Genomic DNA, 14,852 nt, shown 5'->3' on the forward strand with positions numbered 1-14,852 from the left:
GCTACGGCAGCTTGGCGAGTTGCTTCTCCTGATAGCGCCGGGCCCATTCGGCGCGCGACCGAATCGACACATCCACGTCAACCGCATTGGCGCGCAAGGCTTTCACGGTCGCCTCGTCGCGGGGGGTGCGCGCGAACGGATCCCAACCAAAGAACCGGCACGAGTTCTGCCAGGTGATCTTGTCGATGTCGCTGTCGTCAGCTCCGGCGGCGTTCAGCTCGGCCAGCACCTGCTCGGGCGCGTCTGGCCAGAAGCAGTCCGAGTGCGGGTAGTCACATTCCCAGGCGATGATGTCGATGCCGATCTCGTGACGCAGCTTCAGCGAAGTCTTGTCGGTGACATAGCAGGCCAGCGAGTGTTCGCGGAAGACCTCGCTGGGCAGCTTGTCCCCGAAGTCGCGGCGCAGCCACTTCTGATTGGTGTAGTGGCGGTCGCTACGGTCCAGATAGAAGGGGATCCAGCCGATGCCGCCTTCGGAGAACGCGAACTTCAGGTCGGGGTACTTGCGCATGGCGGGTCCCCAGAGCAGGTCCTGCGCGCACATCGCCGAGACCTGGGTGGCCAGGATGATCAGGTTGTCGATCGGCGCGTCGGGGGCCATGCTGATCGCCCCGAATCCGGTTCCGATGTGCAGGCACATCACCACGTTCTGATCGGACAAGGTGCGGAACACCGGTCCCCAGTACTCGTCGTCGTGATAGCTCGGAAGTCCTTCCAGGTGCGGCAGTTCCGGCATGGTCACCGCCCGGCAGCCCTTGGCCGCCACCCGGCGGATTTCGGCGCACATCGCCTCCGGGTTCCACGTCGGCAGGATGGCGATCGGAATGAACCGATCCGGGTAGGAGCCGGCCCACTCGTCGATGTGCCAATCGTTGTATGCCGAGACCATCACCAGGGTCGCCTCCTCGCGGTGCATGTTGAGGTGACGCGCGGAGAAGCCGGTGAAGGTGGGGAAGCACATCGAGGCCAGGATGCCGTTGCGGTTCATATCCCGGACGCGCTCATGGACGTCGTAGACGCCCGGGCGCATTTCGGCGAAACCGGCCGGGTCCCGGCCCCATTCATCGGGCGGCCACGACACCACCGCGTTGAGCCCGCTCACACCCTGCGGCCTGCCCTGGTACATCCACTGGTCGACGCCCTTGTCGTCGACCACGACGATCGGGGCCTCTGCCTTGTACTTGGCGGGGACGTGGCGCAGGAACATGTCCGGCGGCTCCACGACGTGGTCGTCAATGCTCACCAGGATCAGGTCATCGACATTCATCAGGCTCAGCGGCTCTGCTCGCTGGTCGTCTCGAGCAACCGGGGGACGGGCGCGGGATCCAACAGCAACGCATCGGACATGTGCAGCTGGCCGGCGTTGGCGATCATGTTGTCCAAGATGGCCTGCAGATCATCGCCTTCGAGTTCGTAAATGGCGACATAGGGGCCCTGGCCGTCAATCGGGCGCAGCCGGCGAGCCGCGACGATTCCGTCGAGCGCCAGCAGTTCGGGTATGTGGACTTCGTCGTACCAGGTGTTGTACTCCTGTTCGCGATCGGGCGAACTGGGCCGACTTTCGACGTACATGATTCCCTTGGCCATCGCCGTCACCTCTCTTCGGGCTGCTATTCGTAACGCACCGTTACCGAATCCGTGTCCGGCACGCCCTGGCACGTCAAAATGTAGCCCTCGGCGACCTCGTCTTCTTCAAGAGCGTCGTTGACCCGCATGGTGGCGTGGCCTTCTTCGAGCTTGGCCATGCACGTGCCGCAGTTGCCCGCCTCGCAACTGAACGGCGGTTCCAGTCCGGCCCGCCGCGCGCTCTGCAAGAGCGTTTCGCCGGGAACCAGCGGCACCGAGACCTTCTTCCGGTCCATGTGGATGGTCACCGTGCCCGCCCCGGAGCCGTTTGACGGATTTGTCACCCGTGGGGCCTCCTCGATGCTTCGGGCCACTGTCACTCCGACCGCCCCCTCCCCGTACTTGCATTCTTCACTGTAGAGAATACTATTCTCACAGAGCGATAGGATCTTCTCAAGTTTGCGCGGATGTCAGGTCGGCCCGGCCTGTCAGGGAAGGACGGGACGTGACCGAGCCGGCCGCGGTCGTGTTCGAGGAGCGGCGACTGAGCCTGCCCCAGCTCGACGCGCTGGCCGACGGCTGGGCCGCGACCCTGGCAAAAAAGGGTATCTCAGCCGGTCAGCGGGTCGCTGTGATGGCGTCCAACCGCCCGGAATTCGTCGCCGTTTTGCTTGCGATCTGGCGGCTGGCCGCCACGGCGGTCCTCATCAGCCCGGCATGGAAGCGTGACGAGGTCGACCACGCGCTCGCCCTGACCGATCCCGCCCACGCCGTCGGGGACCATCCCATACTGGCCGGCGCCATGCCGATGCTGCACCTCGATGAACCGACCGGGCCGGGGGAACCGATGGCCGGCCGGCCACCGCCCCGGTCCGACGCGGTGCTGGTGTTCAGCTCCGGCACCACGGGGCTGCCCAAGGCGGTCCGGCACACCCACACAGCGCTGGAAGAGGCCGTGCGGCACTGGCGCGAAGCACTGCGGCTGACGCCGCGCGATCGGATTCAAATCGCCACGCCGCCTTCCCACATCCTCGGGCTGCTCAACATTGTCACGGCGCTGCGCACGGGTGCCTGCGTGCGGCTGCATACCCGGTTCGACATCGACCGGATGCTCCATCACATCGAAAGCGACCGCATCACAGTCGAAATGGCGCTCGCGCCCATCGCGCTGGCCATCGCCTCGCATCCCAGGCTCGAGTCCTACGACCTGTCCTCACTCCGCTACATCATGTGGGGAGCGACGCCGGTCAGTGCCGACGTCGCGGAGACCGTCACCCGGCGCACCGGCGTCGGCTGGGTGCCGGCCTACGGGACCACGGAACTGCCTGTCATCGCATGCAATCCGATCGAAGGCGCCCGGTTGGACGCTGTCGGGCGTCCAGTACCGGGCGTCCACCTGCGGGTGGTCTCGCTGGAGACCGGTGAGCAGGTCCGTCCTGGAGAGATCGGTGAGATCCAGGCCCGGTCGTCGTCGCTGATGGCCGGCTACCTCCCGGCCGAAGCGACCGCCGAGGTGATTCGCGATGGCTGGTACCGGACCGGCGACGTCGGGTGGATCGACACCGGAGGCTGGCTGCGAATCACCGACCGCCTCAAAGAAATGATCAAGGTGCGCGGCTTTCAGGTTGCGCCCGCCGAAATCGAGACGGTGCTGCATGGTCATCCGGCGGTCAAAGACTGCGCGGTGTTCGGCGTACCCGACGGGATCAACGGGGAAGCGGTCGTCGCCGCCGTCGCGACATGCGCACCCGTCGACGCCGGCGAGCTCACCGCCCGGGTCGATCAGCGGCTGGCTTCCTACAAACAGCTGAGCCGGGTTGTGTTCGTGCCCGATATTCCGCGCCTGCCGTCGGGCAAGGTATTGCGCCGAGTCCTAAAGGAGCGCTATGGATGTACGTCTGACAGCTGAACAACAGCAATTGCGCGACGCGGCCGCCAAGCTGGCCGACGACCTTGGTCCCTCGGCGGTCCAAGACCTCGACGACCAGGGCCGGATTGCGCGGCTGGACAGGCAAATCGCGGGTACCGGCTGGAGGTCGCTGCGTTCCGACGGCGCGTCGGGTGTCGAAGTCGCCATTGTCGCTGAGGAATTCGGACGCCGGCTGGTCGACACACCGTTTCTCGGCCCGGTGCTCGCCGACGACCTCGCCCGCCGCGTCGGCGCCGACAGCGCCGGCGCGACGATAGCGATCGACGATCGCGCCCTCGACGCGCGCGGCGCCCAGCGGGCCCTGAGCCTCACGGGCGGGCGGGTCCTGGCCGCCGATGTGCGCGATGTGACCGACGGCGCGGACTTGACGCGGGCCGATGCCACAGTCGCGGAAACGAAGGCGACACTGGGCGAAGTCTCTTCCGATGTGGCGGGGCAATGGCGAGCGCTCGCGCTCGTCACCACGACGGCGGACCTGGTGGGCATCGCGCGGGGCGCCCATGCCGTCGCGTGCGACTACGCCAAAATCCGGGAGCAATACGGCAAGCAGATCGGGTCCTATCAGGCGATCGCCCACCTGCTCGCCGAAAGCCTTGCGCTGATTGAAGGTTCGATCAGCGTATCGCGGCACGCCGCGTGGGCGGTCGACGAGCTGCCACCCCCCGAAGCGATCCGCGCCGCCCAAGTCGCGAAGGTGTACTGCGCCCGCGCCGCGAGAACCGTCTGTGAGACGGCCATTCAGGTGCACGGCGGCATCGGCAACACCTGGGACTGCCTGGTGCACGTCTACCTGCGCCGCGCCCTGACATCGACCGAACTGTGGCCCGTCGCGTTGAAGGAGATCGATCTTGGACTTTCGTGACTCGCCAGACGAAGCGGCCTTCCGGGAGCGGCTCAGGTCCTGGCTTTCCGTGTACGCCAAGGAATTCTCCGGATCCGGCGACGAGTATTGGGCCCGGCAGGCCGAATGGCACCAGGCCTTGTACCGAGAGGGCTTCTTCGGGTTGTCGTTTCCCCGCGAATACGGCGGACAGGAATTGCCGCCCGTGTATGACGTCATCGTCGACGAGGAGCTCGCTCGAGCCGGTGCCCCCCCTCGTCCCAGCGTAGGTTACTTGATCTACGGGATCGGCCGACACGCGAACGATGAAGTGCGGCAACGCTTCCTGCCCGGCATCATCAACGGCACCGAGCGCTGGTGCCAAGGCTTCAGTGAGCCCGGCGCCGGTTCCGATCTGGCCTCGCTCACCACCACCGCTCGTCTCGAGGGCGACACCTATGTGGTGAACGGTCACAAGATCTGGACCAGCTACTCTGATGTCGCGGACTGGTGCCTTTTGCTGGCGCGCACCGACCCAGAGGCCAAACGCCACCGCGGACTGTCGGCTTTCGTGCTGGAGATGAAACAACCTGGCGTGCAACAGCGCCCGCTGCGCATGATCAACGGGGTGACCAACGAATTCGGTCAGGTGTTCTTCGACGGCGCCAAGGTGCCGGCCGACCGGATGGTCGGCGCGCCCGGTGACGGCTGGGCGGTCGCCATGACCGTCGTCGGGCATGAGCGCGAGCCGTCCACGCTCGGTTACGCGGCCCGATACGGCAAGCTGGTGCGAAGCCTCTACGCTCGCAACGGGAGTTCTGGTGGTCCGGTTCCCGAGGAGCTCGCGTGGGCTGCGGTCCAGGCGGAGATGCTGACCCATCATGTCCGGCGGCGGCTGTCCGAGCAGCTCGACGGGGTGTCGCACGGGCCCGAAGGGTCGCTCGACAAGCTGCTGATGACCTGGGTCGAGCAATCCGTCGGACACGCCGCGCTGGCGGTCACCGGTACCCGCGATGCGGACCTGCTCGGCGCCTATCTGTACAGCCGCGCGCAGAGCGTGATGGGCGGGACATCGCAGATACAAAAGAACATCATCGCTTCACGCATCTTGGGATTGGTGGAGTGATCGCGAACGCGGGCGAAGCCCGGGTGAAGCGGGTCACGACCATAGAAGGAGTGATCGCGAATGCGGGCGAAGCCCGGGTGAAGCGGGTCACGACCATAGAAGGAGTCTGACATGTACGACATGCCTGCCGAAATCGACGTCCAAGCCGACGGCCCGCTGCGGATCATCACCTTGAACCGGCCGGAGTCGCTCAACTCGGTCAACGACAATTTGCACGTCGGCCTCGCGCGACTGTGGCAGCGATTGACCGACGACCCCGCGGCTCGCGCGGCGGTGATCACCGGGGCCGGCAGGGCTTTTTCGGCCGGCGGCGATTTCTCGTATCTCAAGGAGTTGTCGGCCGACGCCGACCTGCGCGCCAAGACCATCCGGGACGGGCGCGAGATCGTCTTGGGCATGGCGCGCTGCCGAATTCCCGTGGTGGCCGCGGTCAACGGCCCGGCCGTCGGGTTGGGCTGCAGCCTGGTGGCGCTGAGCGACATCGTCTACATCGCCGAAGAGGCCTACCTCGCCGATCCACACGTTCAAGTGGGGCTGGTGGCCGCCGACGGCGGCCCGCTGACCTGGCCGCTGCACATCAGCCTGCTGCTCGCCAAGGAGTTCGCGTTGACGGGCACCCGTATCAGCGCGCAGCGTGCCGTCGAGCTCGGGCTGGCCAACCACGTCGCGGCCGATCCCGTCGCGGACGCGATCGCCTGCGCCAAAAAGATTCTGGAGCTGCCCCAGCAGGCGGTCGAAAGCACCAAGCGGGTGCTCAATATCCATTTGGAGCGGGCGGTCTTGGCCAGCCTCGACTACGCGCTCTCCGCCGAGAGCCAGTCGTTCCTCACCGAAGACTTCCGGTCGATCGTCACCAAGCTGGCGGCCGGCAAGAACTGATCCCGGTTACGCCCGCGACGAATCGTGTTGCCGCAGGAAGTCACGCATCACGGAGTCGAACTTGGCCGGCTCCTCAATGAAGGGCATGTGAGCGCTCTTTTCAAAGAACACGAACCGTGAGCCGACGATGCGCTGGTGCATGTCCCACATGTGTTCGGGCACGCATTCGTCGAACCTGCCCGCGAGAATCAGGGTGGGCAAAGTGATTTCGCCCAATCGGTCGAACACGTCCCATTCCTTGATTGTTCCGACGATGTGAAAATCACTGGGGCCGAACATCGTCTCGAAGATGTCGGTGCCCATCGTGGCGAAGGCTTCCAAAAGCTCAGGCGGCCAAGGGCGCACGCGGCACAGATAGGTTTCGTTCCAGGTGCGGATGGCGTCCTGATATTCGGCCTTGTACGTGGTCCCCGCGGCTTCGTGACGTTCGATGGCGGATTGCGTTGCCGGATCGAGCTCCGATTTCAGCCGGGCTACCATCTCCGAGAACTGCGGTATCGACGCGATGCTGTTCGAAATGGTGAGGCTGAACGCCCGCGATGGCACGTCGAGCGCGTACTGCTGAACCATCATCCCGCCCCACGAGTTGCCGAAGATGTGGAAACGGTTGAGGCCGAGGCCCGCCACGACGGCATCCATTTCGGCCACCGACCGCTGCATGGTCCACAGTTCGCGGTTCGACGGGCGCTCGGACTTGCCGCACCCGAGCTGATCCCAGTAGATGACTTCGCGCTCGTCAGCCAACCGCTCCAATGAACGCAGGTAGCTGTGCGGCAGACCGGGACCGCCGTGCACCACCAGCAGGGGAAGGCCCGGTCCGGCACCGACCCGCTTGAACCACACGGTGCCGCCCGGGACCGCGATCGTTCCCTCCATTGCCGACGATGCCTCCTGATTGGCGAGCAGACGCAAAACCGCAGCCTACGATGCCGGTTCATGCGATTTTCCGTCTGCTCGCGAGTCCGTCGCTCCTTGCAACGCTGACTCTCGTAATGAGAGAATATTGTTCTCATAAGCTGCGGGGGCTCTCGAGCACTCGCGACGCGCTCGCCGAAGTGGAGAAGACCGTGCCCGAAGCCGTCATCGTGTCCGCCCTGCGCACCCCCATTGGCACCGCCCGGAAGGGCACGCTGCGCGACACCAGCGCCTTCGACCTGGCACACCACGTGGTCTCCGAATCGGTGAAGGACCTGGACCCGGCTCAGGTTGACGACGTGATCCTGGGGGAGGGGCTCTATGGCGGCGGCGTGATCGCACGGCATGCGGCCATCACGGCCGGCCTGACCCAGGTGCCCGGTCTGGCGAACAATCGCCACTGCGCGGCCGGGCAGGCGGCGGTGCAGAGCGCGGCGGCAAGCGTGCGTGCCGGGATGGATCGGCTCGTCATCGCCGGCGGTGTGAACTCCGCCTCCACATCCCCACGATCCCGGATGCAGGTGGACGGCGAATGGGTCGACTGGTTTCCCCCGACCCATCCAGACAGTCCCGAGGCGCCGAACCTTGACATGTCGATCACGGTCGGCTGGAACGCCGCGGTGAAAGCCGGGGTGAGCCGCGAAGAGATGGACGCGTGGGCGCTGCGGTCGCACCGCAACGCCATCGCCGCGATCGACGAGGGCCGCTTCAAACAAGAGATCGTCCCGATCGAAACGCCGCACGGACTGTTCGCCGTCGATGAACACCCCCGGCGCGACACCACCATGGAAAAGCTGGCCGCCCTCAAGCCGCTGCATCCCGAAATTGAGGGCTTTTCCATCACCGCCGGCAATGCCTGCGGCGCCAACGACGGCGCGGCGGCGCTGACGATCGCAAGCGACGAGCTTGGGCTACCGGCGCTGGCCACGGTGCGGTCCTGGGCGTCGGTCGGGGTGGACCCGGCGATCACCGGTTTGGCGCCGGTGGAGGCCATCCCGAAAGCTCTTGCCCGCGCTGGCCTCTCGCTCTCCGATGTGGACCTCTTCGAGATCAACGAGGCCTTCGCCGCAATGTGCGTGGCCACCGTCAAGCTGCTCGACCTCGACCCGGACAAGGTCAATGTCAGCGGCAGCGGATGTTCGCTGGGCCACCCGGTGGCGGCGACGGGAGCGAGGATGCTCGTCACGCTGATCCACGAATTGCGCAGCCGTGGCGGCGGAATCGCGGTCGCCGCCATGTGTGCGGGCGGCGGCATGGGGTCCGCCACGGTCATCGAGGTCCCAGCTCCCTAAATGGAGATCGCCGACTTGATCGCCGGCGCGCGCAACGGATCACCGCGCGCGGTGGGTCGGCTACTGTCTCTCGTCGAGGGCGAGCGCCGCGACGAGGTGCTGGCCGGTATCGAGCCCTCATCGGTGAGCGTTATCGGCATCACCGGGCCGCCGGGCGCGGGCAAGTCCACCACGATCGCCGCCCTGGTCGGCGCCTACCGCGAGCGGGGGGACCGGGTGGCGGTGTTGGCGGTGGACCCGTCGTCGCCGTTCAGCGGTGGTGCGCTGTTGGGCGACCGGATACGAATGGCCGCGCATATCAACGACTCCGACGTGTTGATCAGGTCGGTGGCGACCCGCGGTCATGTCGGGGGGTTGGCCGCCGCGGTCCCCGCAGCCATCCGGCTGTTGGGGGCGATCGGTTACCACGTCGTCTTGCTGGAGACCGTGGGGGTGGGGCAATCCGAGATCGAGATAGCCGCGGTCGCCGACCCCACCGTTGTCATCCTCAATCCCGGTGCGGGCGACGCGATTCAGGCGGCGAAGGCGGGGGTGCTCGAAGTCGCCGACATCGTGGTGGTCAACAAGGCCGACCGCGAAGGTGCCGAACGGACGGTGCGGGATCTGCGGGAGGAGACTGATGCCCCGATCGTCAGCCTCATCGCCGCTCGCGGCGAAGGCATCGCGGAGTTGATGGCCGCCATCGAGGCCCACCACCGCGCCGACAGTCGTGCCCGTCGACTGGCCCGCGCCCGCGCGCAGATCCTGTCGCTGGCGCAAACCCGGCTGCGTAGCCGGCCGGATCTCGACCGGCTGGCCGAAACGGTCGTCGACGGCGACCAGGACCCCTACTCGGCGGCCGAACAGTTGCTGTCACCGACCGATGGCCCGCAGGACTGACCATCCGTCTTGTCCCCCGATTGGGGGAATGGGGATTCATCCCCTTTGCGGACCGATCGGCGGAGGTCCGGACGCGGCACTCTCCCTACGTTGATCTTGTGTACAACACGGCGGTCACCTCTCGACGCCACCACCCAGATCAGTTAGGAGACCCGCACATGGCTCGCACACCCGAATTGTCGGCCGTAAACCTCGGTGAACAGCTGGAACTGTACCGCCGGATGTGGGTGACGCGACTGCTGGACATGGCGCTGGAAGAGCGGCGCATCGGAGGTCTGCTCAAGGCGACGACGGTCGCGGCATGCGGCCAGGAGGCGGTGGCCGTCGGCGCCGTCGCGGCGCTTCGACCGGGCGACGTCATGAGCACCGCGATGCACCACTTCGAGCACGCCCAGCGGGTCGGCCTCGCCCTTCCGCTGGGCCCGGCTATCGCCGAGATGATCGCGCCGAGCCGGGCTGCGGCCGGCGGCGCGAACGAAAGCCCGTTCGCGACGGAATGGAAGCAGTTGTTCGCCACCACCGACCCTGTGCGGCAGTCGATCTTGTTCGCGTTGGGTGATGCGTATGCGCAGCGGCATGCCGGCGAGGGGAAGGTGACCCTGTGTGTCATCGGGGACGAAGCCGTGAACTCCGCCGAGTTCAAGTCGGCCACGCAGATCGCGCTGTCGTGGCGACTCCCGGTGGTGTTCGTCGTCGAAAACGTCCGCGACGCGTCGGGCGTGCGCCGGGGCCCCCGTGAGCACCACGGCCTGCCCGTGCTGTCGGTGGACGGCAACAGCGTTGCAGCCGTGCATGATTCGGTCGCCGAGGCGGCGGAACGAGCGAGCGCCGGCGGCGGTCCTGCGATGGTGGAAGCGGTGACCTTCCGGACCAACCACCCCGCCGCGGTCGATCCGTTAGTTTCCGCCAAGCGGCAGCTGACCCGGGCCGGGGTGAGCGCCGGACACCTCGACGCGGTGGAACACCGGGCTCGCCGGCTGGTGGCCGAGGCCGCGGCCTTCGCGAACGCGCTGCTGCGGGCGGACGGGCCGGCGCCGGTCGGACCCGACCACCGGTCGGCCGCTAGCTGAGCAGACCTTGCCGCATCGCCTCGGCAACGGCGGCCGCGCGATCGCTGACGCCGAGCTTCTCGTACAGGCGTTGCACGTGGGTCTTCACCGTCGACGGAGCCACGTACAGCTCACCCGCGATCACCGGGATGCTTTGACCACGCGCAATCCGGTTGAGCACCTCGCGTTCTCGCGCGCTGAGTACCGGACCCGTCGGCTCGGCCCGGTGCCGGATCTCCGCGGTAAGGCCTCCCACCAGAGCCGGTGCCACCACGTCGCGGCCCTGGGCGCAGTCGAGCACTGCCTTGACGATTTCGCTGCGGGTCGAGTCCTTGAGCACGAACCCGGCTGCGCCCTGCTGCAGCGCCTTGTACACGATGGCGGGCTCGTCGTGCGCCGAGATCAGCAGCACTCGGGTCGGCAACTCCTGGCTCCGCACCGCCGCCGCCACCTGACCACCGTCCATGCCGGGCATCCGGTAGTCGAGCAGAGCGATGTCGGGCAGGTGCTCCTTGATCAATTCCAGCGCCGCCGAGCCGTCCTCCGCCTCGCCGACGACGTCCACCGAACCGCTCGACGAAAGCGCACGCACCACGCCCTCGCGAAAGAGCGGGTGGTCGTCGCCGACAACCACCCGCACCTTTTCTGGCGTTGCTGGCCCGGCCATGGCGATGAGTGTAGCGGTCTGCTCAAGAGCGCCGTTCTCAATTTCCGGGCAATCTGATGGGGAATCTGCCGGTTTGCTTCGGCGGGGCCGCCGCGGATTACTACGGTGATCGGATGGCCGATAGCAGCGACACAGAACTGGACCGGGTGCGCAGGGTCCACCAGTTGCGCTCGTATCGAATCGTTTCGGTGCTCCGGATCTGTGTGGTGGGCCTCATGGTTGCCGCCATGGTCGTCGACACCCCGCGGTGGGAATGGCCGCAGCAAAGCGCTCTCGTCGTCGCGTACGCCTTCGTTGCGCTCTGCGCGTTCGTGCTTGCCTTCACCCCCGTGCGCCGATGGGTCGGGTTGGGCGGCTCGGCCGGGGTCGGCCGGCTGGAGCCGTTTACTTTCACCATCCTCGATGTGGTCGCGTTGACGGGCTTTCAATTGCTGTCCGCCCTCGGGATCCTGCCGCTGCTGATCATGGTGCTGCTACCGGTTTTGGTGGGCGTGGATGTGTCGTCGCGGCGTGCGGCGGTGGTGCTCACCTTCACGCTCGTGGGCTTCGCCATCGCCGGCATTCACGACGGGGTGCTGATGAGTCCGGGGCACTGGCCAAGCACGGTATTCCTGCTCGGGCTCTACGGGTTTCTGTGCGCCACCGCGTTCGTCGTGGTCCGGATCGAGGAGCGACACGTGCGATCGGTCGCGGGCCTGAGCACACTGCGTGAGGAGTTGCTCGCTCAAACGATGACCGCGTCCGACGTCGAGCAGCGGCGGATCTCGGAATCCATTCACGATGGGCCACTGCAGGACATCTTGGCGGTGCGCCAAGAACTCGTCGAGTTGGGCGCGGAATTGCCCGGCGATGATCGTGTCGGACGGGCGCTCACCGGCCTTCAGATGGCGTCGGAACGCCTGCGGCAAGCGACTTTCGAGCTGCATCCCGCGGTTCTCGAGCAGGTCGGCCTAGCGGCCGCGGTGCAGCAGCTGGCCGTCTTCGCCGCCCAGCGTTCGGGCATCGAGATCTCCACCGACATCGATTACCCGATTCGCAATGCGATCGACCCGATCGTGTTCGGTGTGGTGCGCGAATTGCTGTCCAACGTCGCGCAACATTCACGGGCTCGCAGCGCTTCGGTCATGCTTGGAATTACCGACGACAGGTGCGTCCTGCACGTGGTCGATGATGGTGTGGGATTCGACGTGGGGACCGTGGCGCGCCGCCTCGGTGAGGGACACATCGGATTGGCGTCGCACCGGGCGCGCGTGGACGCCGCCGGAGGAGAGTTCGTCTTCCTCGATGTCCCGGTCGGGACGCACATCTGCGTCGAAGTGCCGGTCGCGAAATAGACCGATCGGCGGCTCGTTACTTCAGGTCGATGGACTTCCCGGTGGCGGCCGCATAGCCGGCGCGGTAACCGAAAACCATTGCGGGACCCAATGTTCCGCCAGCGCCACCGTAGGCGCGTCCGGTCACGCCGCCCATCGCATTGCCGGCGGCGTAAAGACCCGGGATCGGCTCACCGCCCACATGAAGCACGCGCCCGTCGCGATCGGTCCGGGGACCGCCCTTGGTGCCCATCGCGCCGATGCACACCGGCACCGCGTAGAAGGGGGCGGTGTCGATCGGGCCGAGGGTTTTGCCGGCAAGTGTGGTCGCGCTCTCGTCGCCCCAGTAGCCGTCGTACGCGCTGGAGCCGCGCCCGAAGTCGGGATCGGCGCCGGCGGCCACGTGGCGGTTCCAGGCCTCGACGGTGCGGATCAGGCCGTCCGCATCGATGCCGGTCTTGGCGGCCAACTCGGCGAGGTCCGCCGACTCACAGAACCAGTCCGGCACGGGCTGCCCCGGTTCGATGCCCAGGAACCCGTAGCGCTGCAGGTGAATTGAATCGAACACCATCCACCCGCGGTCGTTGACGTATCCGCCGCGGGGATCGAGGTAGTGGAATGCGCCGGCCATCGAGTTGTAGTCGCAGGCCTCGTTGACGAATCGGCGGCCCGCCGAGTTGACGATGATGCTCCTTGGCCGCGTTCGTTCCAGCCGTACGCTGCGGCTGCGTGGCTTGCCTTCGATGGTGTCGCCGGGGATTTGGACGATCGGCACCCACCAGGCCTCGCCCATGTTGGCCAGGTCCGCACCGTGTGCCATCGCCATGCGCAGGCCATCGCCGGTGTTGTTGGGCGGCGAGACCGCGCCGTGCATCGGGCCGCGCAGAAAGGCTTGCGCCAGAGCGGGATCCCACTCGAAGCCGCCCGTGCCCAGGATGACGCCGTGTCGGGCGCGAACGTTGATGTTGCGTCCTTGCAAGCCGATCCGCACGCCGGTGATTTCTCCGTCGTCGGCGATGAGGCGTTCGGCCCGCGCGTTGATGTGCGGGGTGACGCCGGCATCCAGTAGTCCCTTGAGGAGCCCCGCGATCAGCGCGGTGCCTGCGACGCACAGGTGGCCGGTTCGTTCGTCGATCGCCGCGTGCAGACGGGCCCTGGTCTCGGCATCGAATCCGACGTTGGACCAGTCGGCCGGAAACGATGTGATCCAAGTGGCCCACTCGCCCAGCTGCGCCAGATCGAAGGGAGCGGCACTCAGCGAACGGCCGCCGGCCGGTTGCCCGCCCGGCAATTCGGGCCGATAGTCGGGGAAGCCGGTGGCGATCTCGAAGCGCAAACCGCTGTGCGCCTCGACGAAGTCGAGCATCGCCGAGCCGGTGTGCACGAATGTCTCGACCAACTCGTCGTCCATCGAGCCCAGGGACTGCGCGCGCAGGTATCGCAACGCGTCGGCGGGCGTCAATTCGCCGTCGGGCGAACGGTTATGGGCCGGGATCCACACGACGCCACCCGACACCGCGGTGGTCCCCCCGACGGTCGGCGCCTTGTCGAAGACCTCCACCGAGGCCCCGGATGCGGCCGCGGTGAGGGCGGCGGTAAGCCCGGCGCCACCACTGCCGAGCACGACGACGTCGGCTTGCATGTCCCACGACATTGATCGTTATCCCTTCAGCCCAGCAGCTCGGACAACTGCTTCGCGGCTTTGATGACCGCATCTTTTCCACGCATCACGACGTCTTCTCGGTGGGAGATGAGGTTGATGCACGTGGGTGGGGAGGGCGGGTGGCGGCGCACCGCCACGGCCAGGCCGTAGGTGTTCGGCTCGATCTCCCCGTAGGTGCTCACCCAGCCACTCTCGCGAGCGCGGGTGACCAGGTCGCGTTCCCCGGGGCGCGGCGGCATGCTCGCGAGCAAGGCGATTCCGGCCGCACCCCGTTCGAGCGGGTATCGACTTCCTTCGTGGAAGGACAGTTGGTAGGCAACGTGGCTCGGCACGATGACCGCGATCGCCACCTGCTGGTCACCCTCGGCGATGAGCAACGACACCGTGGTGCCGAGTTCGTCGGCCAGCGCGCGCAGGGTCGGCAGGCTGACTTGGCGCACGTTGCGGTCGAACGATGCGCCGAGAACGGCGAGCCCGGAAGCCGGCCGGTAGCGCCCATCCTCTCCCTTGGCCACTAAACGGAATTCGGCCAGTGTCGACAGCAGTCGATAGGCGATGGTGCGATGCACCCCGACCTGTTCGGCGAGCTGTTGCACGGTAAGCCCACCTGGGGAATCCGCCACCATCTGCAGCGCCGTCAGCCCCCGGGCCAGCGTCTGTGAACCTGTCACCGAACCTGCCACAGCCTTGACAGACCTCCCTGCGAGAGCGAAGCTCTATTAATAACGCACGTTAGTGTGCGATATTAGCACA

General features: G+C 66.7%; 15 protein-coding genes. 8 read left to right on the forward strand and 7 right to left on the reverse strand.

Features of this window, described 5'->3' with window-relative positions; genetic code table 11:
• Position 1 precedes the first annotated feature (1 nt).
• Genes H7J89_RS07895 through H7J89_RS07905 form a run of 3 tightly spaced genes read right to left on the reverse strand, consistent with a single transcriptional unit; the run spans position 2 to position 1,946 of the window.
• Positions 2 to 1,267, reverse strand: coding sequence for an amidohydrolase family protein (locus tag H7J89_RS07895; RefSeq protein WP_264040504.1), 1,266 nt, complete (start codon positions 1,265 to 1,267; stop codon positions 2 to 4).
• A 5-nt stretch (positions 1,268 to 1,272) separates the two neighbouring features.
• Positions 1,273 to 1,587 carry a DUF4286 family protein gene (locus H7J89_RS07900; RefSeq protein ID WP_264040512.1) on the reverse strand — a complete coding sequence of 105 codons (315 nt, stop codon included), beginning with the start codon at positions 1,585 to 1,587 and terminating at the stop codon, positions 1,273 to 1,275.
• Positions 1,588 to 1,610: 23 nt separating this feature from the next.
• A complete protein-coding gene (locus tag H7J89_RS07905) occupies positions 1,611 to 1,946 on the reverse strand; it encodes a 2Fe-2S iron-sulfur cluster-binding protein (RefSeq protein WP_264040519.1) in 336 nt (111 codons plus the stop codon).
• Between the two features lie 125 nt (positions 1,947 to 2,071).
• Between H7J89_RS07905 and H7J89_RS07910 the strand changes: the two genes are divergently transcribed.
• The 4 genes from H7J89_RS07910 to H7J89_RS07925 all read left to right on the forward strand — a co-directional run bounded on the left by H7J89_RS07910 (position 2,072) and on the right by H7J89_RS07925 (position 6,321).
• Complete coding sequence (locus tag H7J89_RS07910) at positions 2,072 to 3,475, forward strand: class I adenylate-forming enzyme family protein (RefSeq protein WP_264040529.1); 1,404 nt, start codon at positions 2,072 to 2,074, stop codon at positions 3,473 to 3,475.
• Positions 3,453 to 4,358, forward strand: a complete 906-nt coding sequence (locus H7J89_RS07915) for an acyl-CoA dehydrogenase family protein (RefSeq protein WP_264040546.1) — start codon at positions 3,453 to 3,455, stop codon at positions 4,356 to 4,358. The genes H7J89_RS07910 and H7J89_RS07915 overlap by 23 nt, the downstream gene beginning before the upstream one ends.
• The gene (locus H7J89_RS07920) at positions 4,345 to 5,442 is read left to right on the forward strand and encodes an acyl-CoA dehydrogenase family protein (protein WP_264040554.1); all 1,098 of its coding nucleotides are present in this window, start codon (positions 4,345 to 4,347) and stop codon (positions 5,440 to 5,442) included. The genes H7J89_RS07915 and H7J89_RS07920 overlap by 14 nt, the downstream gene beginning before the upstream one ends.
• A gap of 111 nt (positions 5,443 to 5,553) precedes the next feature.
• On the forward strand, positions 5,554 to 6,321 hold the full coding sequence (locus H7J89_RS07925) for an enoyl-CoA hydratase/isomerase family protein (protein WP_067202911.1): 768 nt from the start codon (positions 5,554 to 5,556) through the stop codon (positions 6,319 to 6,321).
• Positions 6,322 to 6,327: 6 nt separating this feature from the next.
• On the opposite strand, the gene H7J89_RS07930 is transcribed toward H7J89_RS07925, so the two are convergent.
• Positions 6,328 to 7,197 carry a proline iminopeptidase-family hydrolase gene (locus H7J89_RS07930; RefSeq protein WP_264040851.1) on the reverse strand — a complete coding sequence of 290 codons (870 nt, stop codon included), beginning with the start codon at positions 7,195 to 7,197 and terminating at the stop codon, positions 6,328 to 6,330.
• A gap of 191 nt (positions 7,198 to 7,388) precedes the next feature.
• On the opposite strand from H7J89_RS07930, the gene H7J89_RS07935 reads away from it, so the two are divergent.
• The 3 genes from H7J89_RS07935 to H7J89_RS07945 all read left to right on the forward strand — a co-directional run bounded on the left by H7J89_RS07935 (position 7,389) and on the right by H7J89_RS07945 (position 10,477).
• Positions 7,389 to 8,528 (forward strand): thiolase family protein, encoded by a 1,140-nt coding sequence (locus H7J89_RS07935; protein WP_264040859.1) that lies wholly within the window; start codon positions 7,389 to 7,391, stop codon positions 8,526 to 8,528.
• On the forward strand, positions 8,529 to 9,407 hold the full coding sequence (meaB, locus tag H7J89_RS07940) for a methylmalonyl Co-A mutase-associated GTPase MeaB (protein WP_264040577.1): 879 nt from the start codon (positions 8,529 to 8,531) through the stop codon (positions 9,405 to 9,407). It abuts the gene before it with no gap.
• 158 nt (positions 9,408 to 9,565) lie between these two features.
• Complete coding sequence (locus H7J89_RS07945) at positions 9,566 to 10,477, forward strand: thiamine pyrophosphate-dependent enzyme (RefSeq protein ID WP_264040586.1); 912 nt, start codon at positions 9,566 to 9,568, stop codon at positions 10,475 to 10,477.
• Here H7J89_RS07945 and H7J89_RS07950 read toward each other — a convergent pair.
• On the reverse strand, positions 10,470 to 11,123 hold the full coding sequence (locus H7J89_RS07950) for a response regulator (RefSeq protein ID WP_264040594.1): 654 nt from the start codon (positions 11,121 to 11,123) through the stop codon (positions 10,470 to 10,472). The genes H7J89_RS07945 and H7J89_RS07950 overlap by 8 nt on opposite strands.
• 113 nt (positions 11,124 to 11,236) lie before the next feature.
• On the opposite strand from H7J89_RS07950, the gene H7J89_RS07955 reads away from it, so the two are divergent.
• Positions 11,237 to 12,457: a sensor histidine kinase gene (locus H7J89_RS07955; protein ID WP_264040604.1), complete on the forward strand. Its 1,221-nt coding sequence runs from the start codon at positions 11,237 to 11,239 to the stop codon at positions 12,455 to 12,457.
• 16 nt (positions 12,458 to 12,473) lie between these two features.
• Here the strand turns inward: H7J89_RS07955 and H7J89_RS07960 are convergent, their stop codons facing one another.
• Together H7J89_RS07960 and H7J89_RS07965 are read right to left on the reverse strand one after the other, a co-directional pair.
• Positions 12,474 to 14,090 (reverse strand): FAD-dependent oxidoreductase, encoded by a 1,617-nt coding sequence (locus tag H7J89_RS07960; RefSeq protein ID WP_264040613.1) that lies wholly within the window; start codon positions 14,088 to 14,090, stop codon positions 12,474 to 12,476.
• 14 nt (positions 14,091 to 14,104) lie between these two features.
• A complete protein-coding gene (locus H7J89_RS07965) occupies positions 14,105 to 14,782 on the reverse strand; it encodes an IclR family transcriptional regulator (RefSeq protein WP_264040622.1) in 678 nt (225 codons plus the stop codon).
• Positions 14,783 to 14,852: the final 70 nt, after the last annotated feature.

The organism is Mycobacterium paraffinicum, from assembly GCF_025822865.1.
GTDB classification, from domain to species: domain Bacteria; phylum Actinomycetota; class Actinomycetes; order Mycobacteriales; family Mycobacteriaceae; genus Mycobacterium; species Mycobacterium paraffinicum.

Coding starts and splice junctions, on each gene's coding strand:
- meaB (WP_264040577.1), top strand. CDS start 8,529: ATGGAGATCGCCGACTTGATCGCCGGCGCGCGCAACGGATCACCGCGC.
- H7J89_RS07895 (WP_264040504.1), bottom strand. CDS start 1,267: ATGAATGTCGATGACCTGATCCTGGTGAGCATTGACGACCACGTCGTG.
- H7J89_RS07955 (WP_264040604.1), top strand. CDS start 11,237: ATGGCCGATAGCAGCGACACAGAACTGGACCGGGTGCGCAGGGTCCAC.
- H7J89_RS07960 (WP_264040613.1), bottom strand. CDS start 14,090: ATGTCGTGGGACATGCAAGCCGACGTCGTCGTGCTCGGCAGTGGTGGC.
- H7J89_RS07930 (WP_264040851.1), bottom strand. CDS start 7,197: ATGGAGGGAACGATCGCGGTCCCGGGCGGCACCGTGTGGTTCAAGCGG.
- H7J89_RS07900 (WP_264040512.1), bottom strand. CDS start 1,587: ATGGCCAAGGGAATCATGTACGTCGAAAGTCGGCCCAGTTCGCCCGAT.
- H7J89_RS07945 (WP_264040586.1), top strand. CDS start 9,566: ATGGCTCGCACACCCGAATTGTCGGCCGTAAACCTCGGTGAACAGCTG.
- H7J89_RS07915 (WP_264040546.1), top strand. CDS start 3,453: ATGGATGTACGTCTGACAGCTGAACAACAGCAATTGCGCGACGCGGCC.
- H7J89_RS07925 (WP_067202911.1), top strand. CDS start 5,554: ATGTACGACATGCCTGCCGAAATCGACGTCCAAGCCGACGGCCCGCTG.
- H7J89_RS07950 (WP_264040594.1), bottom strand. CDS start 11,123: ATGGCCGGGCCAGCAACGCCAGAAAAGGTGCGGGTGGTTGTCGGCGAC.